This is a genomic window from Cellulosimicrobium composti (assembly GCF_009711085.1).
Classification (GTDB): Bacteria; Actinomycetota; Actinomycetes; order Actinomycetales; family Cellulomonadaceae; genus Cellulosimicrobium; species Cellulosimicrobium composti.
This window is the reverse complement of record NZ_WMKA01000035.1, coordinates 1-23,004: the sequence shown is the minus strand read 5'-3', so window position 1 is coordinate 23,004 and position 23,004 is coordinate 1. Positions and strand designations below refer to the sequence as shown.

At 73.3% G+C, this 23,004-nt stretch carries 24 protein-coding genes and 1 other RNA gene; 22 read left to right on the top strand and 3 right to left on the bottom strand.

The genetic code is table 11. The features are described 5' to 3' along the window. Positions 1-2: 2 nt before the first annotated feature. Entirely contained in the window at positions 3-1,229 is a 1,227-nt protein-coding gene (locus tag GJV82_RS13780) for a pyridoxal phosphate-dependent aminotransferase (RefSeq protein WP_155099615.1), read from the bottom strand. A 200-nt stretch (positions 1,230-1,429) separates the two neighbouring features. On the opposite strand from GJV82_RS13780, the gene GJV82_RS13775 reads away from it, so the two are divergent. The 16 genes from GJV82_RS13775 (at position 1,430) to ssrA (ending at position 14,667) form a co-directional block, all read left to right on the top strand. Continuing rightward, the gene (locus GJV82_RS13775) at positions 1,430-2,716 is read left to right on the top strand and encodes a CpaF family protein (protein ID WP_155099628.1); all 1,287 of its coding nucleotides are present in this window, start codon (positions 1,430-1,432) and stop codon (positions 2,714-2,716) included. Position 2,717: 1 nt separating this feature from the next. Continuing rightward, positions 2,718-3,578, top strand: coding sequence for a type II secretion system F family protein (locus GJV82_RS13770; protein WP_318657652.1), 861 nt, complete (start codon positions 2,718-2,720; stop codon positions 3,576-3,578). Then, a complete protein-coding gene (locus GJV82_RS13765) occupies positions 3,575-4,516 on the top strand; it encodes a type II secretion system F family protein (protein WP_155099614.1) in 942 nt (313 codons plus the stop codon). The genes GJV82_RS13770 and GJV82_RS13765 overlap by 4 nt, the downstream gene beginning before the upstream one ends. 151 nt (positions 4,517-4,667) lie before the next feature. Next, the gene (locus GJV82_RS13760) at positions 4,668-4,883 is read left to right on the top strand and encodes a hypothetical protein (RefSeq protein ID WP_155099613.1); all 216 of its coding nucleotides are present in this window, start codon (positions 4,668-4,670) and stop codon (positions 4,881-4,883) included. Between the two features lies 1 nt (position 4,884). Beyond that, the gene (locus GJV82_RS13755; RefSeq protein WP_318657659.1) at positions 4,885-5,289 is read left to right on the top strand and encodes a TadE/TadG family type IV pilus assembly protein; all 405 of its coding nucleotides are present in this window, start codon (positions 4,885-4,887) and stop codon (positions 5,287-5,289) included. Continuing rightward, a complete protein-coding gene (locus GJV82_RS13750) occupies positions 5,286-5,777 on the top strand; it encodes a pilus assembly protein (protein WP_318657651.1) in 492 nt (163 codons plus the stop codon). Before GJV82_RS13755 ends, GJV82_RS13750 begins: the two co-directional genes overlap by 4 nt. After that, entirely contained in the window at positions 5,774-6,361 is a 588-nt protein-coding gene (locus tag GJV82_RS13745) for a pilus assembly protein TadG-related protein (protein ID WP_318657650.1), read from the top strand. Before GJV82_RS13750 ends, GJV82_RS13745 begins: the two co-directional genes overlap by 4 nt. A gap of 188 nt (positions 6,362-6,549) precedes the next feature. Next, positions 6,550-7,176: a hypothetical protein gene (locus GJV82_RS13740; RefSeq protein ID WP_155099612.1), complete on the top strand. Its 627-nt coding sequence runs from the start codon at positions 6,550-6,552 to the stop codon at positions 7,174-7,176. A gap of 132 nt (positions 7,177-7,308) precedes the next feature. Continuing rightward, entirely contained in the window at positions 7,309-8,463 is a 1,155-nt protein-coding gene (locus GJV82_RS13735; protein ID WP_225873355.1) for a DUF916 domain-containing protein, read from the top strand. Between the two features lie 76 nt (positions 8,464-8,539). Further along, positions 8,540-9,652 (top strand): peptide chain release factor 2, encoded by a 1,113-nt coding sequence (gene prfB, locus GJV82_RS13730; RefSeq protein WP_024842009.1) that lies wholly within the window; start codon positions 8,540-8,542, stop codon positions 9,650-9,652. A 162-nt stretch (positions 9,653-9,814) separates the two neighbouring features. Beyond that, positions 9,815-10,675 carry a cell division ATP-binding protein FtsE gene (ftsE, locus tag GJV82_RS13725; RefSeq protein ID WP_115942279.1) on the top strand — a complete coding sequence of 287 codons (861 nt, stop codon included), beginning with the start codon at positions 9,815-9,817 and terminating at the stop codon, positions 10,673-10,675. Between the two features lie 5 nt (positions 10,676-10,680). Then, positions 10,681-11,592 (top strand): permease-like cell division protein FtsX, encoded by a 912-nt coding sequence (gene ftsX, locus GJV82_RS13720; protein ID WP_024842007.1) that lies wholly within the window; start codon positions 10,681-10,683, stop codon positions 11,590-11,592. Between the two features lies 1 nt (position 11,593). Further along, positions 11,594-12,964: a M23 family metallopeptidase gene (locus GJV82_RS13715; protein ID WP_155099609.1), complete on the top strand. Its 1,371-nt coding sequence runs from the start codon at positions 11,594-11,596 to the stop codon at positions 12,962-12,964. Positions 12,965-13,161: 197 nt separating this feature from the next. Beyond that, complete coding sequence (gene smpB / locus GJV82_RS13710) at positions 13,162-13,632, top strand: SsrA-binding protein SmpB (protein WP_024842005.1); 471 nt, start codon at positions 13,162-13,164, stop codon at positions 13,630-13,632. Between the two features lie 119 nt (positions 13,633-13,751). After that, entirely contained in the window at positions 13,752-14,165 is a 414-nt protein-coding gene (locus tag GJV82_RS13705) for a hypothetical protein (protein ID WP_115942281.1), read from the top strand. Between the two features lie 135 nt (positions 14,166-14,300). Further along, positions 14,301-14,667, top strand: a transfer-messenger RNA (tmRNA) gene (gene ssrA / locus GJV82_RS13700). 85 nt (positions 14,668-14,752) lie between these two features. Here the strand turns inward: ssrA and GJV82_RS13695 are convergent. Next, on the bottom strand, positions 14,753-15,106 hold the full coding sequence (locus tag GJV82_RS13695) for a hypothetical protein (RefSeq protein WP_155099608.1): 354 nt from the start codon (positions 15,104-15,106) through the stop codon (positions 14,753-14,755). Continuing rightward, complete coding sequence (locus GJV82_RS13690) at positions 15,099-16,073, bottom strand: DUF4349 domain-containing protein (protein ID WP_196217254.1); 975 nt, start codon at positions 16,071-16,073, stop codon at positions 15,099-15,101. Before GJV82_RS13690 ends, GJV82_RS13695 begins: the two co-directional genes overlap by 8 nt. A 129-nt stretch (positions 16,074-16,202) precedes the next feature. On the opposite strand from GJV82_RS13690, the gene GJV82_RS13685 reads away from it, so the two are divergent. The 6 genes from GJV82_RS13685 to GJV82_RS13660 all read left to right on the top strand — a co-directional run bounded on the left by GJV82_RS13685 (position 16,203) and on the right by GJV82_RS13660 (position 22,970). Continuing rightward, a complete protein-coding gene (locus tag GJV82_RS13685; protein WP_318657649.1) occupies positions 16,203-17,093 on the top strand; it encodes a PfkB family carbohydrate kinase in 891 nt (296 codons plus the stop codon). A 137-nt stretch (positions 17,094-17,230) separates the two neighbouring features. Then, positions 17,231-18,391 (top strand): ROK family transcriptional regulator, encoded by a 1,161-nt coding sequence (locus GJV82_RS13680; RefSeq protein WP_024842000.1) that lies wholly within the window; start codon positions 17,231-17,233, stop codon positions 18,389-18,391. A 196-nt stretch (positions 18,392-18,587) separates the two neighbouring features. Continuing rightward, positions 18,588-19,895 (top strand): extracellular solute-binding protein, encoded by a 1,308-nt coding sequence (locus tag GJV82_RS13675; protein ID WP_318657648.1) that lies wholly within the window; start codon positions 18,588-18,590, stop codon positions 19,893-19,895. Between the two features lie 150 nt (positions 19,896-20,045). Further along, a complete protein-coding gene (locus GJV82_RS13670) occupies positions 20,046-21,002 on the top strand; it encodes a carbohydrate ABC transporter permease (RefSeq protein WP_024841998.1) in 957 nt (318 codons plus the stop codon). Further along, complete coding sequence (locus GJV82_RS13665; protein WP_024841997.1) at positions 20,999-21,934, top strand: carbohydrate ABC transporter permease; 936 nt, start codon at positions 20,999-21,001, stop codon at positions 21,932-21,934. Before GJV82_RS13670 ends, GJV82_RS13665 begins: the two co-directional genes overlap by 4 nt. Position 21,935: 1 nt before the next feature. Continuing rightward, a complete protein-coding gene (locus GJV82_RS13660) occupies positions 21,936-22,970 on the top strand; it encodes an ROK family protein (RefSeq protein WP_318657647.1) in 1,035 nt (344 codons plus the stop codon). Positions 22,971-23,004 lie beyond the last annotated feature (34 nt).

Here is a 23,004-nt window from a genome sequence, read left to right as displayed (position 1 = left end):
CGTCAGGACCGACGCGCGGCCCCGAGGCGTGCGAGGCGGCCCACCGCCTCGTGCAGCACGTCCTCGCGCTTGACGAACGTGAACCGCACGCGCGAGGCGAGCGCGCGCTCGGTCGGCGACCCGGGGGTGCAGAACGCGCTCACGGGCACGGCGACCACGCCCGCCAGCGCGGGCAGCTCGCGGCACAGCGCGGTGCCGTCGTCGAAGCCGAGCGGGGCGCCGTCGGCGATGACGAAGTACGTGCCCTGCGGCACGACGACGTCGAACCCGGCGCGCACGAGCCCCTCGCACAGCAGGTCGCGCCGCGCCGCGAGCGAGTCGGCGAGCGCGCGCGGCGTCTCGTCGTCGGACAGGGCGTCGGCGATCGCGGGCTGGAACGGCGCGCCCGACGTGTAGGTGAGGAACTGCTTGACCGTGCGCACCGCGGTCACGAGCGGCTCGGGACCGTGCAGCCAGCCGACCTTCCACCCGGTGAACGAGAACGTCTTGCCCGCCGACGAGATGGTGATCGTGCGTTGCCGCATGCCCGGCAGGGTCGCGATCGGCACGTGCCGCGCGTCGTCGAACGTCAGGTGCTCGTAGACCTCGTCCGTCACGACGACGGCGTCGTGGCGGCGCGCGACGGCCGCCACCGCGTCGAGCTCGTCGAGGTCGAGCACCGTGCCCGTCGGGTTGTGCGGCGAGTTCACGACGATCAGGCGCGTGCGGTCGGTGACGGCCGCGCGCAGCGCGTCGACGTCGAGGCGGAACCGGTCCGGTCCGGGCACGAGGGGCACCGTGACGTGGTTCGCGCCCGCGAGCGCGATGCACGCCGCGTGCGAGTCGTAGAACGGCTCGAGCGTCACCACGTCGTCGCCCGGCCCGGCGAGCGCGAGGATCGTCGCGGCGAGGGCCTCGGTGGCGCCCGTCGTCACGAGCACCTCCGTCTCCGGGTCGGGGTCCAGCCCGTAGTGGCGGAACTGGTGGCTCGCGACGGCGTTGCGCAGCTCGAGGATCCCCGGCCCGGGCGGGTACTGGTTGTGCCCGTCCTCGATCGCGCGGACCGCGGCGTGCTTGACCGCGGCCGGTCCGTCCACGTCGGGGAAGCCCTGCCCGAGGTTGATCGCCCCGGTGCGCTGGGCGAGGGCGGTCATCTCGGCGAAGATCGTCGCGGCCACGGTGCCGTCGGCGCCGAGCAGGCCCGTGGCACGTGCGGCGGCCTGCCAGCGGCCGGGCGGGAGGTCCGTCATGGCACCGACCCTAGCCGCGCCGGCGCCCACGATGTGGGACGCGCGGGGCGCCCGGACGGCGCGCGGGCGCGGGATCGCGCGGATCGCGCACTCGCCGTCCACAGGGCTGTTCCCGGCGGGCGCCGGATGCCCTACTCTCGGCGGCGGATCTTTCGCGGACCGGCGGGGAACCGGCCGGCTGAGCAGGGGGAATGCTCGAGATGTCCACGGACACGCACGCCGTCGGCGTGCTCGAGAACGAGGTGCGCGAGCTCGTGCGCCGGCGCGGGGTGGACCCGCTGCGCGACCGCGCCGCCGTCGACGAGCTCGTGCGCGACGCCGTCGCCGACTACGAGACGCGCAGCGCACTGGGCGTCGTCACGCCGCTCGCCGACCCCGCCGCCGCCGGCCGCGCGCTCGTCGCCGCCGTGGCGGGGCTCGGCCCGCTCCAGCCCTACCTCGACGATCCCGAGGTCGAGGAGATCTGGATCAACGCCCCGTCGCAGGTGTTCGTCGCGCGCGGCGGGCGCTCCGAGCTCACGACCACCATGCTCACCGCCGCCCAGGTGCGCGACCTCGTCGAGCAGATGCTGCGCTCGTCCGGCCGGCGCCTCGACCTGTCGAGCCCGTTCGTGGACGCCTCGCTGCCCGGCGGCGAGCGGCTGCACGTGGTCATCCCGGACGTGACGCGCCGCGACTGGGCCGTGAACATCCGCAAGCACGTCGTCCGCGCGTCGCACCTCGACGACCTCGTGCGGCTCGGCTCACTCACGCCGCAGGCCGCGGCGTTCCTCGACGCCTCCGTCCGGGCCGGGCTCAACGTGCTCGTCGCGGGTGCGACCCAGGCCGGCAAGACGACGATGCTCAACGCGCTCGCCGGCTCCGTGCCGCCCACGCAGCGCGTGATCACGTGCGAGGAGGTCTTCGAGCTCCGCTTCGCGGTCCGGGACGTCGTGGCGCTGCAGTGCCGCCAGCCGAGCCTCGAGGGGACGGGGGAGATCCCGCTGCGGCGCCTGGTCAAGGAGGCGCTGCGCATGCGCCCGGACCGCATCGTCGTCGGCGAGGTCCGCGAGGCCGAGAGCCTCGACCTGCTCGTCGCCCTGAACGCGGGCGTTCCCGGCATGTGCACGATCCACGCCAACTCGGCTCGCGAGGCGATCACCAAGATGTGCACGCTGCCGCTGCTCGCCGGGCCGAACGTCTCGGACCGGTTCGTCGTGCCGACCGTCGCGTCGGCGATCGACCTCGTCGTGCACCTCGGCCTCGACGCCGACGGGCGCCGCGTCGTGCGCGAGGTGCTCGGGGTCACGGGTCGCGTCGAGCAGGGCGTGGTCGAGGCCGCCGAGATCTTCGTCCGGTCGGGCGACCGGCTCGTGCGGGCGGACGGCTTCCCTCCGCACGCCGAGAGGTTCGCGCGCGCCGGGATCGACCTCGCGGGGCTCCTGCGCCCGGAGAGCCACGGTGCGGTCGTCGGGGCGACCGACGACGCGTGGTCGGGGGTGCGCTGACGTGGGCGTCGCCGTGGGCTTCCTGTTGGGCGCGGGGCTGTTCTGCGTCTGGTGGTCGTTCTGGGCGCCGAGCCCGCCGCGGGAGCGCCGGCGCGACGGCTGGACCGCGCGCACGCAGGACCTGCTCGTGCAGGCGGGCGCGCCGTCGGTCACGCCCGGCGCCCTCGTCGCCACGAGCGTCGGCGTGGGCCTCGTCGTGCTCGGCGTCGCGAGCGTGCTCGCGCGGTCGGTGACGATCGGGACGTGCTTCGCCGCGATCGCCGCTGCGGCCCCCGCCGTCCTCGTGCGCTCGCGCGCCCGGCGGCGTCGTGCGCGGCTGCGCGACGCGTGGCCCGAGGTGCTCGACCACCTCGCCTCGGGCGTGCGCGCCGGGCTGTCGTTGCCCGAGGCGGTCGGCCAGCTCGGGGAGCGCGGCCCGGTCGAGCTCCGCGAGCCGTTCGCGCGGTTCGCGCGCGACTACCGCGCCTCGGGCCGCTTCGGCGACTGCCTCGACCTGCTCAAGGACCGGCTGGCGGACCCCGTCGCCGACCGCATCGTCGAGGCGTTGCGCCTCACGCGCGACGTGGGCGGCACCGACCTCGGGCGCCTCCTGCGGACCCTGTCCGCGTTCCTGCGCGAGGACGCCCGCACCCGCGGGGAGCTCGAGGCCCGCCAGTCGTGGACGGTCAACGGCGCGCGGCTCGCGGTCGCCGGCCCATGGGTCGTGCTCGCCTTCCTCGCGACGAGGCCCGAGACGGCGGCGGCGTACAACTCGCTGACCGGCGCCCTGGTGCTCGGCGCGGGAGCGGCGTGCTCCGCGGCCGCGTACCACCTCATGCTGCGGATCGGGCGGCTGCCCGAGGAGGAGCGGGTCCTGCGATGAACGGCATCGACGTCTCGTTCCCCGGCGCCGCGATCGGCGCGCTCGGCGGGCTCGGCCTGCTCCTCGTGGTGTCCGGCGCGCGACGCCGCGCGATCCGGCTCGACGAGCGCCTCGCGCCGTACCTGCGCACCCAGGACCGCACGTCCGTGCTCCTGCGCGACCAACCCGTCCGGACGCCGTTCCCGACGGTCGAGCGTCTGCTCGCGCCGCTCGTCGCCGACGCCGGCCGCGCCCTCGAGCGCTTCGGCTCGACGGCGTCCGACGTCCGCCGACGCCTCGACCGCGCGGGCTGGGACCGGAGCGTCGACCAGTTCCGTGCGCGCCAGCTCGTGTGGGGCGTCGCGGGCCTCGCCGTCGGCACGTTCGCCGCGGTGGCGCTCGCCGCGACGCGCGGCTCGTCGGTCGTCTCGCTCGTCCTGCTCGCGCTCCTGTGCGGCGTGGGGGGCGTGCTGGCGTGCGACCAGGCGCTCACCCGGGCCGTGCGGCGGCGCGAGGAACGCATGCTCGCCGAGTTCCCCACGGTCGCCGAGCTCCTCGCGCTCGCGGTCACGGCGGGCGAGGGGCCGGTCGCCGCTCTCGAGCGCGTCACCGCGACGGCGCACGGCGAGCTGTCGACCGAGCTCCGCGCGACCCTCGCGGCGGTGCGCGCCGGCGCCCCGCTGTCCCGCGCTCTCGAGCAGCTCGCCGACCGGACCGGGCTGCCGAGCCTCACGCGATTCGCGGAAGGAGTCGCGGTCGCGGTGGAGCGCGGCACGCCCCTCGCGGACGTCCTGCGCGCCCAGGCCCAGGACGTCCGCGAGTCGGGCCGGCGAGCGCTCATGGAGGCGGGCGGGAAGAAGGAGGTGGCGATGATGGTGCCGGTCGTCTTCCTCATCCTCCCGGTGACGGTCGTGTTCGCGGTCTACCCGTCGCTCGCCACGCTCCGGCTCGGGTTCTGAGCCGCGCCCGCACGCACGACGCACCGAGCCACCGCACGTGCGACGACCGACGCCTGACGAACGACCGACGCCTGACGTACGACCGACGACCAGCGACGAACGACGAACGACGACCAACGACGAACGACGACGACGGACGAAGGAGGCAGGGATGCAGGGGTGGACGCGGTGGAGGGCGGTCACGCACGGGACGGTCCGGGCGGTGGTGGTGCGGCTCGTCGACGGCGACCGGGAACGGGGCGACGTCCCGGGCTGGGTCCTCATCACCCTCATGACCGCGGGCCTGGTCATCGCGCTGTGGGCCGTCGCGGGTCCGGCGCTGACGCAGGCGTTCAGCAACGCGATCTCGAGTGTCAGCGCGCCCTGACGTGACGGTCGTCGGTCCCGGCCTCACGCGCGACGACCCGGAGCGCGGGTCAGCCGTCGTCGACTTCACCCTCGTCGCCGTCCTCGTGCTCGTGCTGTTCCTGGGAGTGGTCCAGGTGGCGCTCGCGGTGCACGTGCGCGCGACCCTCGTGGACTGCGCGGCCGAGGGGGCGCGGGTCGCCGGGCGGGCGGACCGCGGGCCGCAGGACGGTGCGGCGCGGACGCGCGCGCTGATCGGTGCCGCGCTGTCCCCGCGGTACGCCGAGGACGTCTCCGTGCGCCAGAGCGTCGTCGACGGCCTCCCGGTCGTCGAGGTCACGGTCTCGGCCCCACTGCCCGTGGTCGGGCTGCTCGGGCCGACGGGCGTGCTGACGGTCGACGGGCACGCGCTCGAGGAGGCACCGTGACACGCCGGACGCACCGCGCCGTCGTGCGGGTGCTCGCACGGCTCGTCGGAGGCTCGGACGGGACGCAGCGGGGGAGCGCCGTCGTCGAGTTCCTCGGGGTCGCGCTCGTCCTGCTCGTGCCGGTCCTGTACCTGGTGCTCACCGTCGGTCGCGTCCAGGCCGGGACGTTCGCCGTCGAGGGCGCGTCCCGGGAGGCGGCGCGCGCGTTCGTCACCGCCGGCTCGGCCGAGGAGGGCGCCCGGCTCGCGACCGCGGCCGTGGCGCTCGCGCTCGACGACCAGGGGTTCACGCCCGGCGGCGAGAGCCTGACGATCGCGTGCACGACCGCGCCGTGCCTCGAGCCGGGCGGCGAGGTGACGGCGCGCGTGCGCCTCGACGTGCCGCTGCCGCTCGTCCCCTCGTTCGCGCGTGCCGTCGTGCCGCTCGCCGTCCCGGTCGAGGCGCAGCACGTCGCTTCGGTCGACGAGTACGCCGCGAGGCGACCGTGACGGCAGGCGGCGCGCGGCGCCTCGTGCCCGACGTGCAGGTGCCCGACGTGCTCGTGCCCGACGTGCTCGTGCCCGACGTGCTCGGGCACGAGGCACTTGCGCCCGGCGCGCGGGACGACGCGCCCTCGGCCGGGGGAGGGCGCGAGGACGGCCGGATCATGCTCCTCACGTCGGCGTTCGTCGCGTTCGCGCTGCTGCTCGTGACCGTCGTCGTGAGCGCGACGGAGGTGCACCTGGAGCGCAAGCGCCTCTACGAGCTCGCGGACGCGCTCGCGCTCGCGGCGGCCGACTCGATGACGCACGAGACCTTCTACACCGGCGCCGCGACGGACCCGGTCGACGGCGCGGTGCTCACCCTCACGAGCGGCGGGGTGCGCGCGGAGGTCACGGACTACCTCGCGCGGAACCCGGAGGCCCTCGCCGGGCTGCACGGCGTCACGGTGACCGACGCGTCGACCACGGACGGCCGGACGGCGACCGTGAGCCTCGCGGCGCGCGCGCGACCCGCGATGGTCAGCTGGGTGACCCAGCCCTGGAGTGATGGCATCATCATCCGTGCAGAGTCACGTGCCAGAGCGTGGTGAGCACCTGTTGCTGTTCGACGACGAGCATCCAGGAAGGGACGGTCGCAACGACGCGCGAGCATGCTCCCGCGCCTTTGTTCACTTTCTTAACTTTGGATGGCCACTTCTGGCTTGACCCTGTGAAAACCCCAGGTTCGCCGCTATGGTGATCCGGTCCGACAACAACTCCAACGATGGAGAGCTACAACATGAACGCACGAGCAACGAAGAAGCTCGTCGCCGGGGGTGCCCTCGGTGCGATGCTCATCGGCACGGTCGCCCTCGCGTCCGCTGCCTCCGCCGACCAGGTGGGCGACGACTCGAACGTCGACGTGTCGGTCGAGATCGAGTCGACCGTCGAGCCGGGCAACCTCGCCTTCAGCGTGGCCTCCAGCTCCACGACGCTGAGCGAGGTCGACTCGACCGTCCCCGAGACCCGTGAGTTCACCGGCACGCTGCCGGAGGTCACGGTCACCGACACGCGTTCGGCCGACCAGATCGCCGAGGGCTCGTTCTGGTACGTCCTGGGCAGCGCCTCGGACTTCACCGGTGAGGCCGGCACGATCGGCGCCGAGAACCTGGGCTGGGCCCCGGCTCTCGTGAGCGGCAGCGACAGCGGCCTCGTCGAGGCCGGCGAGGGCGTCGACCCCGAGCTCGAGAACGGCCCCGGCCTCGTGGACCAGGACCTCCTCGTCTCGGCGTTCGACTCGACCGAGGTCAACCCCGAGGGCTCGTGGACCGCGAACGCGGACCTCACGCTCCGCACGGGTGAGGACGTCGCCGCCGGCGCCTACTCCTCGACCATCACGCTGTCCCTCTTCGAGGACATCGGCTGACCAGCCCCTCGTGACCCGGCGGCCGGCTCGACCGGCCGCTGACGGAGCAGTCCACGGCGGGCCGCTCCGCCTCGTCCGACGTTTCGGTCGGACGAGGCGGGCGGCCCGCCGTCGTACGGAGAGAGCACCTGCGTGAACCCTGCATCACACCTGAGCACCCGCCCGCGCGCCGCCCGCACCCGCGGCCTGCGGCGGCTCCTCGCCGTCGCGGCGGCCGCCGTCGCCGCGCTCGCGCCCGCCCTGCCCGCCGCCGCGGGCCCGGCACCCGCGAGCGGCCTGGTCCGGGACGCGGAGGAGACGATCACCTGGAGCGTCACGCCCGCGGACGCCGACGGCCCCGACGGCCGGCGCTGGGTCGACCTCACCGTCGACCCCGGCCAGACGGTCGAGGACCACCTCGCCGTGACGAACTTCGGCAAGACGCCCGCGACGTTCGCGCTCAAGTCCGCCGACGGGTACCTCACCGCGAACGGCCGCTTCAACATGCTCCCGTCCGACCGGGAGTCGAGGGACGCGGGCACCTGGTTCACCATCCAGGAGACCGTCGACGTCGGCCCGGAGGAGACCGTCGTCGTGCCGTACACGATCACGATCCCCGAGAACGCGACGCCCGGGGACCACCCGGCCGGCATCGCCGCGTCCATCACGACCGCCGGGAGCGACGAGGGCACGAGCGTGGGCGTCGAGAGCCGCGTCGGCTTCCGCGTCACGACCCGCGTCACCGGCGAGGTCCAGCCCGTGCTCGCGGTCGAGAACGTCAAGGCGTCCTACGCGCCCTCGTGGAACCCGTTCGCCGCGGGCGACCTCACCGTCTCCTACGACGTCGCCAACGACGGCAACGTGCGGCTCGGCGCCGAGGGCCAGGTCGCGACGTCCGCCCTGTTCGGCGCCGTGGTCGACGGCGCGACGGCGGAGCCGCTCGGCGAGGTCCTGCCCGGCGGCTCGCTGCGCAGCGAGGTCGGGTTCGACGACGTCTGGCCGCTCGGCCCGGTCAGCACGACCATCACCGTGACGCCCACGACCGTCGCCGACGACGTGGTGGACGCGCCGCTGCAGCCCGTGACCGTCACGGTCACGACGTGGGCCGTGCCGTGGCCCCAGCTCCTGCTCGTCGCGATCGTCGTCGTGCTCGTCATCGGCATCCGCGACGACCGCCGGCGCCGCCGTCAGCGCCTCGAGGCGATGCTCGCCAAGGCGCGCGACGAGGGCCGCCAGCAGGCCGCCGCGACCGAGCCCGCGGCGTCGGGCACGGGCGGGACCCGCACGCCGGGCGACCCGCAGGACTGACCGCCGACCGCGTCGTCGGGCCCGGACCGGGCCCGACGACGCGGAGGGTGCGCCGGGTCGCGTAACCTTGAACCTCGTGGCCACCATCGACTTTCCGTCCGAGATCAAGGCGCTGCGCAGCACGCTCGAGTCCATCGAGAGCGTGAGCGACCCGGAGGAGCTGCGCGCGAAGATCGCGGACCTCTCGGAGAAGGCGTCGGCCCCCGACCTGTGGGACGACCCGGAGGCGGCGCAGAAGGTGACGTCCGCCCTGTCCGCGGCGCAGTCCGAGCTCGACCGGGTGAAGAAGCTCGGCCAGCGCATCGACGACGTCGAGACCCTGGTCGAGATGGGCCAGGAGATGGACGACGAGGACACGCTCGTCGAGGCCGAGAACGAGGTCGCCGCCATCCGCAAGGACCTCGACCAGCTCGAGGTCCGCACGCTGCTCGCCGGCGAGTACGACGCGCGCGAGGCCGTCGTGACGATCCGTGCGGGCGCCGGCGGCGTGGACGCGGCCGACTTCGCCGAGATGCTGCTGCGCATGTACCTGCGCTGGGCCGAGCGCCACGGCTACCCGACCACCGTCCTCGACACCTCGTACGCGGAGGAGGCCGGGCTCAAGTCGGCCACGTTCGAGGTCAAGGCGCCGTACGCGTTCGGCCACCTGTCCGTCGAGGCCGGCACGCACCGCCTCGTGCGCATCTCGCCGTTCGACAACCAGGGCCGCCGCCAGACGTCCTTCGCGGCGGTCGAGGTCATCCCGCTCATCGAGCAGACCGACTCGATCGAGATCCCCGAGTCGGAGATCAAGGTCGACGTGTTCCGGTCCTCGGGCCCCGGCGGCCAGTCCGTCAACACGACGGACTCCGCGGTGCGCATGACGCACATCCCCACCGGCATCGTCGTGTCGATGCAGAACGAGAAGTCGCAGATCCAGAACCGCGCCGCCGCCCTGCGCGTCCTCCAGTCCCGCCTGCTGCTCGTGCGCCAGGAGGAGGAGAACGCGAAGAAGAAGGAGCTCGCGGGCGACATCAAGGCGAGCTGGGGCGACCAGATGCGCTCGTACGTGCTGCAGCCGTACCAGATGGTCAAGGACCTGCGCACCGAGCACGAGGTCGGCAACCCGTCGGCCGTGTTCGACGGCGACATCGACGACTTCATCGAGGCCGGGATCCGCTGGCGCCGCGGGGTGCAGAAGGACGCCTGACCCGCCCGGCGCCGCCCGGAGCGATTGATCCGGGCAACGGATCGATGCGCCCGGGCGCGGCGTGTCCGCCCCGCCGGGCCCGGATCGCGTGCCTACCCTCGGGATCGTGCGACGAACCTCGTTCGTCCACGGATCGACCCCCGACCCGAGGAACGTGCCGCTGTGATCCGCTTCGAGAACGTCACCAAGGTCTACGCGCGCGGCGCGAGACCGGCCGTCGACGACGTGTCGCTGGAGGTCCGGCGCGGCGAGTTCGTGTTCCTCGTCGGTGCGTCGGGGTCCGGCAAGTCCACGTGCCTGCACCTCGTCCTGCGCGAGGAGCGCCCCACCAAGGGCAAGGTGTTCGTCGCCGGCCGCGACCTCGGGTCGCTCTCGAGCTGGAACGTGCCGAAGCTGCGGCGCCAGATCGGGGTCGTCTTCCAGGACTTCCGCCTGCTGCCCAACAAGACCGTGTTCGAGAACGTCGCGTTCGCGCTTCAGGTGATCGGCAAGCCGCGTCACACGATCGCCATCACCGTGCCCGAGACGCTCGAGATGGTCGGGCTCGCGGGCAAGGAGAAGCGTCGCCCGCACGAGCTCTCCGGCGGTGAGCAGCAGCGCGTGGCGATCGCGCGCGCGATGGTCAACCGACCGCCGATCCTGCTCGCGGACGAGCCGACCGGGAACCTCGACCCCACGACGTCGCTCGGCATCATGCGCCTGCTCGACCGCATCAATCGCACCGGCACGACGGTCGTCATGGCGACGCACGACGAGGAGATCGTCAACCAGATGCGCCGCCGCGTCATCGAGCTCGAGACGGGCACGCTCGTGCGCGACCAGGCACACGGCTCCTACGGCGCGCGCGGCCAGGTCATCCCCGACCCCGCGGGCACGGCACCCGAGTCCGCCCCGACGACGGTCGTCCCGCGCCCCGTCCGCGCCGAGCAGGCACCTGCGCCGGCCGAGCCCGCGCCCGACGACACGCCCCTGCCGCGGCGGCGCTCCGTGCGTCGTCACGCCCCGGCCACGGCGGGGGAGTGAGCGGCGTGCGCCTCCAGTTCATCCTCGCGGAGCTCGGCCAGGGCCTGCGCCGCAACGTCTCGATGACCGTCTCGGTCGTCCTCGTGACGTTCGTGTCGCTGACCTTCGTCGGCGCGTCCATGCTCCTGCAGGCCCAGATCGGCAAGCTCAAGGACGACTGGTACGACAAGGTCGAGGTGTCGGTCTTCCTGTGCCCGCAAGGCTCGCCGTCGCCGACGTGCGCCGCCGGGGAGGCCACGCCCGAGCAGATCGCCGCGCTCGAGGACGTGTTCGAGACCGAGCTCGCCGACGAGATCCAGACCGTGTACTTTGAGTCCAAGGACGACGCGTTCGAGGCCTTCACCGAGCGCTACCCCGACGGCTACCTCGGCACGCAGCTCACGGTCGACGACATGCAGGCGTCGTTCCGGCTCAAGCTGACCAACCCCGAGAACTACGAGGTCGTCAACGACGTCGTGACCGGGCGGGCCGGCGTCGAGGTCGTCGAGGACCAGCGCCGCATCTTCGACTCGCTGTTCCTCGCGCTCAACCGCGCGTCGCTGCTCGCCGCGGGTCTCGCGGCCGTCATGCTGCTCGCCGCGGTCCTGCTCATCACGACGACGATCCGGCTCTCGGCCCTGAGCCGGCGGCGCGAGACGGGCATCATGCGGCTCGTCGGCGCGTCGAACCTCTTCATCCAGCTCCCGTTCCTCCTCGAGGGGGCGATCGCCGCCGTGCTCGGCGCGCTGCTCGCCGTGGGCGGGCTCTGGGTGGGGGTGAAGTACCTCGTCACCGACTGGTTGTCGCAGTCCGTGACGTGGGTGGCCTACGTCGACGAGGCGGACGTGCTGCGCATCGCGCCCGTGCTCGTCGGCATCGCGTTCCTCCTGGCGGCCGTCTCCTCGGTCGTCACGCTCAACCGCCACACGAGGGTGTGAGATGACCCGCGACCTGCGCCGCGCGACCGCGGCACTCCTCGCCACGACCCTGCTCCTCGTCGGGAGCGTCGCCTCGGCGTCCGCCGACGACATCGACGACCGTCGGGCCGCCGCCGAGCGCCGCCAGTCGGAGATCCTCGGCAACCGCGAGGAGCTCCAGTCCGAGCTCGAGGACACCGACGCCGAGCTCGCCCAGGCGGTCATCGACCTCCAGGCCATCGAGGCGCGACTGCCCGTCGCGCAGGCCGAGCTCGAGGCGGCCGAGGCCGAGGTCGAGCGGACCCAGCGCGAGGCGGAGCTCCTCGCGCAGCGCCTCGAGGACGCCCTCGGGCAGGAGGCGGCGATCAGCGCCGAGATCGAGCGCGGGGCGACCGAGGTGGCCGACGCGCGGTCGAGCATCGCGGAGATGGCGCGCCAGGCGTACCGCGGCCAGGGCGACGTCTCGAGCCTCGGCATCGTCACGGGCGCCGAGAGCACCGAGCAGTTCATCGAGGAGTACGCGGTCTCGTCGACGGCGGCGCGCAGCCAGTCCCGGTCGCTCCAGGAGCTGCTCGAGGCCGAGTCCGTCGCACGCAACCGCGAGGCGCGCCTGCAGGCGGTCCGCGAGACGATCGCCGACCTCAAGAAGCAGGCGGACGAGAACGTCGTCGCCGCCGAGGCCGCGCGCAAGGCGGCGGCCGACCGCAAGGCGGAGGTCGAGCAGCTCATCGCCGACCAGCAGGCGAAGAAGGCCACGATCGAGGAGCGCAAGGCGGCCGCGCAGGAGCAGATCGAGCAGAACGCGCGCGACCAGGCGGCCCTCGAGGCCGAGCTCAAGACGATCATCGCCGAGCAGGCGGAGCGTGACCGCAAGGCCGCGGAGGAGGCCGAGCGCCGTCGTCAGCAGCAGCAGCAGAACAGCGGCGGTGGCGGTGGTGGCGGCGGTGGCGGTGGTGGCGGCAGCAAGCCCGCGCCGCCGCCCCCGTCGAGCGGCACGACGCTGTCGTACCCCACCGCGGTGCCCTACGTGACGTCGAGCTACGGCATGCGCCTGCACCCCGTCCTCGGGATCTGGCGCCTGCACGCCGGGACCGACTTCCGCGCCTACTGCGGGACGCCGATCATGGCGGCCGCGTCCGGCACGGTGGTGCACGCCCAGCGTCGCGGCGGGTTCGGCAACCAGGTGCTCGTCAACCACGGCGTGGTCGGCGGGCAGAGCCTCATGACGAGCTACAACCACCTGACGAGCTTCGCCGTCTCGGGCGGGCAGCGGGTCAACAAGGGCGACATCGTCGGCTACTCGGGCAACACCGGGCTCTCGGGCGCGTGCCACCTGCACTTCGAGGTCTACGTCAACGGGTCCACCGTCAACCCGATGTCGCGCCTGCCCTGACCGTCGCGTGCCCGTGCGGGGAACCACCGGCGCCCGCCGCGGCGCTCCCGAGTGGTTCGCGCAGGGGATAATCGGTACCCGGTCGTCGTCGGGGACCCGTAGCCTGGGGCGCCGGCGCGACGGCCAGGCCGCGCGGACACGCCGACGGCCCGGCAGCACGGGCCCCGGCACGGACAGCGAAGGACGGTAGGACACGGATGGCGAAGGAGACCGGCCGCAAGGTCGTCGCCAGCAACCGCAAGGCACGGCACGACTACGTCATCGAGGACGTGTACGAGGCGGGGATCGTCCTGTCCGGGACCGAGGTCAAGGCGCTGCGCATGGGGCGCGCGTCGCTCGTCGACGGGTACGTCGCCGTCGACCACGGGGAGGCGTGGCTCGAGAACGTCCACATCCCCGAGTACACCGAGGGCACGTGGAACAACCACGCCCCGCGCCGCAAACGCAAGCTGCTCCTGCACAAGGAGGAGATCCTGCGCCTGGAGTCGAAGTCGCGCGAGAAGGGGCACACGATCGTGCCGCTCGCGCTGTACTTCCTCGACGGCCGCGCGAAGGTCGAGATCGCGCTCGCGCGCGGCAAGAAGGAGTACGACAAGCGGCAGGCGCTGCGCGAGAAGCAGGACAACCGCGAGGCGCAGCGCGCCATGCGGCAGCGCGAGCTGCGCTGACGCCGCGCGGGGCGTCCCGCACGCGGTCCTGTGCCCGACGCCGGACCCACCCGCTGGTGACCGCGGCGCCCCCGACGTACGGTCGAGGGCGAGACGACGACCGCGAACCAGGAGGCCCCATGGTCAAGCTCCGCCAGTACGTCCCGCGCCTCGCGGCGGGTGCGTACATCCTCAACTCCGGCCTGAGCAAGCGCGGCGCGGACGACGCGACCGCGCAGGGCATCCACGGGATGGCGGCGGGGACGTACTCGTTCCTCGAGGACGTCGAGCCGAAGCAGTTCACCAAGGCGCTGTCCACGGCCGAGATCGCGCTCGGCACCGCGCTCGTCGTGCCGTTCGTCCCCACCGGCCTCGTCGCGCTCGGCCTCGGCGTGTTCTCCGCGGGCCTCGTGGGCATGTACCTCAAGACGCCGGGGATGACGCGCGAGGACGGCGTGCGCCCGACCGAGCAGGGCACGGGGCTCGCCAAGGACGTGTTCCTCCTCGGGATCGCGGGCGGCCTGCTCGTCGACTCGCTGACCCGCGGTAGGTAACCGGCTCGCGCGCCCGCGACGCGCCGTCGCCGTACCGGGAATTCCGGTGCGACCTCGGGCGTTCATCCCGTAGGCTTGTCCTGCTGCGCGGGGAACGGGTCCGCCCGGGAACCCGCAGTGGTTGACAACTCCACAGGGGGTGATCGGTTTCGACGGTGGTCGTGCTTCGAGGAGAAGCGGGCCGAGGATGCAGGCTTATCTCGTTAACGATGTCTGCGAACCACAGGTGCCGATAACAAGCGCACCGACTTCGCCCTCGCCGCCTGAGCGAGCCCCGAAGTCCGTCAGCCCGAGCTAGCTCTCGACTCGGATCCTGGCGTCATCTAGAGAGCCACTGCTCGTAGTCCTCGTCACCGGGGCTACGGGGACTTTCAGGTGACTGAGCCCGTCCGCACCTTGTCTGCGTGAGTGCGGGGGCCGAGAAAAACGACAGCAGACTGCGCCCGGAGAAGTCCTCGATCGGCGTCACCGGACCGGGGTTCGATTCCCCGCACCTCCACCCCTGCGGCCACGGCCCGCACCCCTCCCGGGTGCGGGCCGTCGTCGTCCCCGCACCCGTGCGTCCCGCCCTCGTGGGGCGGCCCACGTCACCAGCCGTGCCGCTCCCACGCGGCCGCCGCGTCGTCGCCGTCGAGCCACTCGACCCGCAGGCGTTGCCCCCGTACGACGATCTCCGTCGCGTCGCCGGCCGCCAGGACCGGCGCCCCCGGGTCGTCGCAGTAGACGTCGTCCGCGGCGTCCGTCCCGTCGAGGTGCACCCGCCACTGCACCCGCGCCTGCGGGTTGACGTGGTGCGGCGACGAGTGCGGGCCGACGGTGTCCCAGTGCACGCACTCGCGCGTGACGAGGTGCCCGGCCGGCGTCGCGGTGCGGGGCGCGTCGTCGGACCACAGCCGGGCGACCCGGCCCGCGGTGCCCGCGCCGGGCACGCGCTCACTCACGCGTGGACGCCCCGACGGGCTCGCGGTCGGCCGACGGCGTGCCGGGGCCGTCCTCGGGCCCGTGTCCGTCGGTCCCGGGCGCGGGCGGCGTGCCCCCGTCCTGCGCGCGGCGCCGGACGCGGCGCAGCACCCAGCGCACGACGAGCAGCACGACGCCCGCGACGACGAGCCACGGCAGCAGCGCGCCGAGGACGACGACGAGCCCGTTGAGCGTGGCGAGCAGCGCGTTCCAGCCGTTCTGCAGTCCGCCGAGGAAGCCGCCCGGGGCGAGCTTCTCCGTCACGGCGACCTGCACGACCGAGACGTGCAGCGTCGACATCGTCACCTGGTCCGTGAGCGCCGCGCGCTGGGACTGGAGCGACTCGAGCTCGGCCTGCCGCGTCGTGAGCTCCTGCTCGGCCGCGAGCAGGTCCTCGGTCGAGGCCGCGTCGCCCATGAGGGTGCGCAGCCGCTCGACCGACGTGGTGAGCGCCGCCACGCGGGCGTCGAGGTCGCGCGCCGTCCCCGTGACGTCGACCGCCTCGATCGACAGGTCCCGGACGTCGCCGACCTGCTCGAGCGCGTCGACCGTCGCCGTGGTCTGCGCAGCCGGGACGCGGACCGTCAGCTCCGCGCTCGCCCGCGCGTCGCCGTCGGGCTCCGACTGGCGCCGGCTCTCCACGCGGCCGCCCGCGCTCTCCGCGAGCTCCGCGACCTGCTCGGCGGCCGTGGCCGGGTCGTCGGCGACGACCGTCACGGAGCCGGTCGTGACCACCTCCCGGTCGCCCTGCGACGCCGCGTCCTCGGACGCGGGCGCGATGCCCGACGACGCCTCGTCGGCCGCGCCGGCCTCGCTGTGCGCCGTGACGCCCCCGCCGCTGTCGCCCGCGAAGGACGCCGCGCCGTCCGGGGCCGCGGAGCAGCCCGCCAGGAGCGCCCCGCCCAGCAGGAGGGACGCGACGACGGCGAGGGGGCGAGTGGTCCGCATGCTGCGAGAGTAGGGGGCCAAGCGCACGAACCGGACACGCATCCGGACATCGTGACCGTCTTGTGAACTGGCCGTGACACAACCGCAGCGCGACGCCGGTGGACGGCGTCGCCACGGCAGGATGGGCGCGTGCTGGTGTGCTGCGGACTCGTGACCCTCGACGTCGTCCAGGTCGTCGACGCCCTCCCCGCGCCCGACGAGAAGGTCGTCGCGCGGTCCCTCTCCGCGACGTTCGGCGGCCCGGCCGCCAACGCCGCCGCGACCGCCGTCGCGCTCGGCGTCCCCACGACGCTCGTCACGGCGGTGGGCGGTGGGCCGCTCGCCGACGTCGTGCGGCGCGAGCTCGCGACGAGCGGGGTCGACCTCGTCGACGTCGCGGGCGACGACCCGGGCGCGGGCCAGCCCGCCGTCTCGACCGTGCTCGTCACGCGCGCGACGGGCGAGCGCGCGGTCGTGAGCACCAACGCGTCCGGGTTCGGCGACCTCGCCGTCGGCACCCGGGGGACCGGCCTGCCCGACGCCGCAGCGTTCCTCGACGACGCCGGCCCGGGCGACGTCGTGCTGCTCGACGGACACCTGCCGGGGCTCGCCCTCGCGGTGGCGCGGCGGGCGCGCGAGCGGGGCGCCGCCGTCGTGCTCGACGCGGGCTCGTGGAAGCCCGACGCGGCCGAGATGATCGGCCTGTGCGACGCCGTCGTCGCGTCGGCCGACCTCCGCCCGCCGGGCGTCGGGGAGGAGGGCGTGCTCGACGCCCTCGCGGCGCTCGGCCCGCGCTTCGTCGCGCGGACCCGCGGGCCGCGGGCCGTCGAGGTCCTCGAGGCGGGGGAGCGGTACGAGATCGCGGTCCCCGGGCCCGCGCGGGTCGTGGACACGCTCGGGGCGGGCGACGTGGTCCACGGCGCGTTCGCGGCGCGGGTCGCGACCGGGGCGTCGTGGCGCGCCGCGCTCGAGCACGCCGTCCGGGTCGCGTCGCGCTCGGTCGAGCACGCCGGCGCGCGCGGTTGGATCGACGCCCGCTGAGGTCAGGGCAGGCCGGGCTGCGCCGGGTGGGCCGCGTCGGGACCGAGGTCCCGCGCGCCGGGCCGGACGGCAACGTTTCGATCACGAAGCCCGACGGAAGTTGACACGCACTTAGTAAAGGCAGTCTACTAACAAACATGACAACGGCAGTCACCGGGACCGGCGCACCGAGGAGGCGCCTGAGCACAGGGCTCAGGCCGACCTCGAAGGTGCTGCCCGAGCACGCTCGGGCCCACAACCGGTCCCTCGTGCTGCAGCACCTCTTCCACGAGGGGCCGACGTCGCGCGCCGACCTCGCGCGCGCCACGTCGCTGACCCGCGTGACGATCTCCGACCTCGTCTCCGTGCTCATCGCGGAGGGCCTCGTCGAGGAGCTCGGCGTGCGCCCCGGGCAGCGCGTCGGCAAGCCCGCGATCCTCGTCGGGATGCGCACGAGCGCGTACCAGATCGTGTCCGTCGACCTCACGGACGACGAGGTGCTGCGTGGCGCCGTCCTCACGCTCACCGGCGACTTCGTCGTGCGGCAGAGCCTCACGGTCGACGGTCGCACCGGCACCGAGCTCGTCGACCTCCTCACGCGCTTCTGCCGCGGGCTCATCGCGTCCGCGACCCAGCCGGTGATCGGCGTCGGGATCGGCTCGCCGGGCGTCGTCGACGCCGACGGCCGCGTCATCGAGGCGCCCAACCGCCGCTGGTACGACGTGCCGCTCGCCGCGCAGCTCACCGAGCGGCTCGGGCTCGCCGTGCACGTCGCGAACGACGCGAACATCGCCGCGCTCGGCGAGTTCACCTTCGGCGGAGCGGCGGGCGACGGACTGCTCGTGCTCACCGTGGGCGAGGGCGTGGGCGCCGGCATCATGGTCGACGGCGCGCGCGTGCGGGGGCACGCGGACGCGGCCGGCGAGCTCGGCCACGTCACCGTCGTCGACGACGGCGAGCCGTGCGCCTGCGGGCGCCGCGGCTGCCTGGAGACCGTCCTGTCCGTCCCGGCCCTGCGCCGTGCGACCGACGGGCTCGACACCGAGGCTTCCGACGCCGTCCTGGCGTCGGTGGGCAGGACGCTGGGCATCGCCCTCGCGCCTGTCGTCAGCGCGCTCAACCTCGCGGAGGTGCTCATCAGCGGTCCGGCGGACCTGCTCGACGGGCCCCTGCGCGAGGCGGCGTTCGAGACCATCCGCGCGCGCACGATGCCGGTCATCGGCAGCGGGCTCCAGGTGCGGATGGCGACGCTCGACGAAGACGTCGTCCTCGCTGGGGCCGCCGTCCTCGTCCTGTCCGGACAGCTGGGAGTCTCATGAGCCGACGACGCTCGCACTGACCCCGCAGCCCGACCGGGCACGGCTCGCGCCCTGCCCCCACGAACCCCCTGGGACCCCCAGTGCAGTACCCCCAGGACGCAGTACCCCTGCACGATCTCGATTACGCAGGACTCCTGCCACACCTCCGGTGGCGTCACCGACGCCGCCACCAAGAAACACCGAGAGGAAGCACCCAGTGAAGAGGAACCGCCTCGTCGCCACGTCCGTGGCGTCCACGATCACCCTGGCACTCGCGCTCACCGCCTGCAGCACCGGCGGCAACGACAACGGCTCCGGCGAGGGCGAGGCCGCCACCGGCGACATCCGCGTCTGGCTCAACGGCTCGGACACGCCCGACGCCGCTCGCGAGTACCTCAAGACGACGTTCGAGGAGGAGAACCCGGGCAGCACCCTCACGATCGAGGAGCAGTCCTGGACCGGCCTCGTCGACAAGCTCACGACGTCGCTCTCCGGCTCCGACAGCCCGGACGTCGTCGAGGTCGGCAACACGCAGTCCCCGGCGTTCACGTCCGCGGGCTTCTTCCGTGAGATCACGGAGGAGGAGTTCCAGTCCCTCGGCGGCGACGACCTGCTCCAGGGCTTCGTCGAGGCCGGCGACTGGGACGAGAAGCACTACGCGCTGCCGTACTACGCGGGCTCGCGCGCCGTGTTCTACTCGCCGTCGGCCATCGGCTCGGACATCACCGTCCCGGCGACCCTCGACGAGTACGTCGAGCTCGGCAAGTCGCTCAAGACCGACAGCCGCTCGGGCGTGTACTGGCCCGGCCAGGACTGGTACAACGCGCTCCCGTTCATCTGGGAGAACGGCGGCTTCATCGCCGAGCAGAACGACGCGGGCGAGTGGGAGGGCGGCTTCTCGAGCGAGGGCGGCCTCGCCGGCCTCGCGCAGGTCCAGGACCTCATGACGAACGCGTCGCTCGCGCCGAAGGACGGCCAGGAGACCGACCTCCAGGTGCCGTTCTGCGAGGGCAAGGTCGCGTTCCTCTCGGCGCCGACGTGGATCCAGTGGTCCATCAACGCCCCCGAGGAGCCCGAGACGCCGGATGGCGTCCCCGGCTGCGCGTCGACCTACGGCGGCGACCTCACGGCGTTCCCGCTCCCGGGCAAGGAGGCCGGCACCACGGCGCAGGTCTTCGCCGGTGGCTCGAACATCGCCGTCGCGCAGAAGTCGAACAACCCGGAGCTCGCGTTCAAGGCGTTCGAGATCATGATGAGCGACGAGTACCAGACGATCCTTGCCGAGAACGGCCTCATCCCGGCCAAGGTCTCGCTCGCGAGCGCCGTCCCGCAGGACAACCCGATCGCCCAGGCCGGTGTCGCGGCCGCGGCGAACACGCGCCTCACCCCCGCGTCGCCCAAGTGGGCCGACGTCGAGGCGCAGAACGTGCTCCAGAGCGCCTTCACCAAGATCGCCAACGGCGACGACGTGAAGACCGTCGCGGCGGAGCTCGACGCGAAGATCGAGGAGATCCTCAACAGCTGAGCCCGTCCGGTGGCGCCCGGCCCGGAGCCGGGCGCCACCGGTGGCTCGAGCCGTCAGGGGTGGGGTCTCCTCGGGGACCCCACCCCTCCCCGTGACGGGCCGTCGGCACGTCTCCTGCGCACCACCGCGCACCACAGACGGAGTGAGGAAATGAGCTCAACCACCCTCGAACCCCGCACCGAGCGCTCCGGCGCCGCGGTGCGGCCCCCCAAGAAGCGGCGTCCGCCGGTCCTGCCCTGGACGCTCCTGCTCCCCAGCCTCGTCGTCCTGGGGGTCCTGGTCGGATACCCCATCGTCCGGCTCGTCGTCATGTCGTTCCAGAAGTACGAGCGGGCCCAGCTCATGGGCCAGCCCGCCGAGTGGGTCGGCTTCGACAACTACGCCCAGGTCCTCACGGACGTCGACGGCTTCTGGACCGTGCTGCTGCGCAGCTTCCTCTTCATGGTCGTCTGCGTCGCCCTGACGATGCTCATCGGCACCCTCGTCGCCCTGCTCATGATGCGGCTCGGCAAGGGCTTCCGCCTGCTCGTCTCGATCGGCCTGCTCCTCGCGTGGGCGATGCCGGCGCTCGCCGGCACCGTCGTGTGGGGCTGGATCTTCGACTCCGACTACGGCGTCGTCAACAACCTCCTGACGAAGATCACCGGCGAGAACTGGCTGGGCCACGCCTGGCTCATCAACCCGCTGCTGTTCTTCACCGTCGCGACGATCATCATCGTGTGGGGCGCCGTCCCGTTCGTGGCGTTCACCATGTACGCCGGCCTGACGCAGATCCCGGGCGAGGTGCTCGAGGCTGCGCAGCTCGACGGCGCCGGCCCGGTCAAGCGCTTCCGGCTCATCATGGTCCCGTACGTGCGCAGCATCATCACGGTGCTCGTCGTGCTGTCCATCATCTGGGACCTGCGCGTCTTCACGCAGATCTACGCCCTGCAGGACATCGGCGGGATCCGGGAGCAGACGAACACGATCGGCGTGTACATCTACCAGATGGGCATGGCGCAGGGGCACTACGGTCTCGCCGGCGCCATCTCGGTGATCTTCGTCTTCATCATGCTCGCGATCTCCTTCTACTACGTGCGCCAGACGGTTCGGGAGGAAGAACTGTGAGCACCATCTCCACGACCCCCGTGGCGGCCGTCCGGCACGCCTCGCCGAGCGCGGCGAAGCCGGCGGTGCGCAAGAGCCGGGAGACGCGGCGCAAGAAGGCGGCGAACATCGTCTACGCGATCCTCGCGATCGTCGTCTTCGTCGGGTCCGCATTCCCCGTGTACTGGATGATCAACACCTCGTTCCTCCCGGCGAACCTCATCCGGGGCAGCGAGCTGCACTACTTCCCGACGCCGGAGACGTTCACGCTCCGCAACTACGAGAGCGCCATCCTCAGCGAGGACCGCGCGGCGTTCCTGCCCGCCCTCGGCAACTCGCTGGCGGTCACGCTGTTCACGCTCCTCGTGGCGATGCTGCTCGGCTTCCTCGCCTCGCTCGCGGTCACGCGGTTCCGGTTCAAGGGCCGGCGCGCGTTCATCCTCGCGATCCTCGTGGTCCAGATGATCCCCGGCGAGGCCATGATGATCTCGATCTTCCGGATCATCGACGGCTGGCAGCTGCTGAACACCATCATCGGCCTCGGGATCGTCTACGTCTCCGGCGTGCTGCCCTTCACGATCTGGACGCTGCGCGGGTTCGTCAACGGCGTCCCGGCCGAGCTCGAGGAGGCGGCCATGATCGACGGCTGCTCGCGGGGCAAGGCGTTCTGGAAGATCACGTTCCCGCTGCTCGCGCCGGGCCTCGTCGCGACGGGCGTGTTCGCGTTCATCCAGGCCTGGAACGAGTTCGTCATGGCGCTCATCATCATGTCGCGCCCGGACTCGATGACGCTGCCGGTCTGGCTGCGCACGTTCCTCCAGGCGACGCAGGCGACCAACTGGGGGGCGGTCATGGCGGGAGCGGTGCTCATCGCGATCCCCGTGGTGATCTTCTTCCTCATCGTCCAGGGTCGGATGACCGGCGGTCTCGTCTCGGGTGCGGTGAAGGGCTGACGTGAGCGACCTGAGCACGGCTGCCTCGCCGCACGGCGAGGCAGCCGCAGCCCTGGCCGGACGCCCCGGCCCCGGCGCGACGTCGCATCGCGACCCCCTGCCCTCGGGGCCGGGGAGCGCGGTCGGCCTCGACATCGGCGGCACCAAGGTGCTCGCCGCGTACCTGGGCCCGGACGGCGCCGTGCACGAGTCGCTGCGCCTGCCGACGGTGCGCGGTCCGCAGGGCGTCGTGGCGAGCGCCGCGCGCGCGGTGCGCGAGGTCCTGCGGCGCGCGGGCGTCGACGCCGCCGACGTCGACGGCGTCGGTGTCGGCGTGCCCGGCCTCGTAGACCCGGACGACGGCTCGGTGACGCACGCCGTCAACCTCGGCATCGAGGGAGGCCGCTTCGCGCTCGCCGACGCGCTGTCCGAGGAGCTCGGCGGGGTGCCGGTACGGGTCGACAACGACCTCAACGTCGCCGCGCTCGGCGCGTCCCACCTGCGCGGTGGCGACGGCGCGGACCTCGCGTTCCTCGCGCTCGGCACCGGTCTCGCGGCGGGCATCGTCCTCGGCGGCGAGCTGCGCCGCGGCGTGAGCGGTGCGGCGGGGGAGATCGGGCACATCCCGATCGACCCGCAGGGCCCGCCGTGCGCGTGCGGCCAGCGCGGGTGCGTCGAGGTGTACGCGTCCGGCTCCGCGCTGTCGGCGCGGTGGCCCGCGCGGCACGGCCGGCCCGCCCCGGCGGAGCTCTTCGAGGCCGCCGCGGCCGGTGACCCGGAGGCCGTCCGGGTCAAGGCGGAGTTCGCGGACGCGGTGGCGTCCGCGGTCCGGATCCTCGAGCTGACGGTCGACGTGCGACACGTCGTCCTCGGCGGCGGTGTGTCCGCCCTGGGGCAGCCGCTCCTCGACGCCGTGCGCGAGGCGCTCGACGCGCAGTCGAGCAGCTCCCCGTTCCTGTCCTCGTTGCGTCTGGCGGAGCGGGTCTCGCTGGCCCCCGCCGACGTCCCTGTCGCCGCCGTGGGTGCTGCCCTCGTCGGCCGTCGAAAGGTGCTGTGATGGAGGTCGTGATCGCTCCTGCGGAGCGGTTGGC

Bases quoted from the DNA above. Each gene is read 5' to 3' on its own strand.
- GJV82_RS13780 (WP_155099615.1), bottom strand. From the start codon at position 1,229: ATGACGGACCTCCCGCCCGGCCGCTGGCAGGCCGCCGCACGTGCCACG.
- GJV82_RS13775 (WP_155099628.1), top strand. From the start codon at position 1,430: ATGTCCACGGACACGCACGCCGTCGGCGTGCTCGAGAACGAGGTGCGC.
- GJV82_RS13765 (WP_155099614.1), top strand. From the start codon at position 3,575: ATGAACGGCATCGACGTCTCGTTCCCCGGCGCCGCGATCGGCGCGCTC.
- GJV82_RS13760 (WP_155099613.1), top strand. From the start codon at position 4,668: ATGCAGGGGTGGACGCGGTGGAGGGCGGTCACGCACGGGACGGTCCGG.
- GJV82_RS13740 (WP_155099612.1), top strand. From the start codon at position 6,550: ATGAACGCACGAGCAACGAAGAAGCTCGTCGCCGGGGGTGCCCTCGGT.
- GJV82_RS13715 (WP_155099609.1), top strand. From the start codon at position 11,594: ATGACCCGCGACCTGCGCCGCGCGACCGCGGCACTCCTCGCCACGACC.
- smpB (WP_024842005.1), top strand. From the start codon at position 13,162: ATGGCGAAGGAGACCGGCCGCAAGGTCGTCGCCAGCAACCGCAAGGCA.
- GJV82_RS13705 (WP_115942281.1), top strand. From the start codon at position 13,752: ATGGTCAAGCTCCGCCAGTACGTCCCGCGCCTCGCGGCGGGTGCGTAC.
- GJV82_RS13690 (WP_196217254.1), bottom strand. From the start codon at position 16,073: ATGCGGACCACTCGCCCCCTCGCCGTCGTCGCGTCCCTCCTGCTGGGC.
- GJV82_RS13680 (WP_024842000.1), top strand. From the start codon at position 17,231: ATGACAACGGCAGTCACCGGGACCGGCGCACCGAGGAGGCGCCTGAGC.
- GJV82_RS13670 (WP_024841998.1), top strand. From the start codon at position 20,046: ATGAGCTCAACCACCCTCGAACCCCGCACCGAGCGCTCCGGCGCCGCG.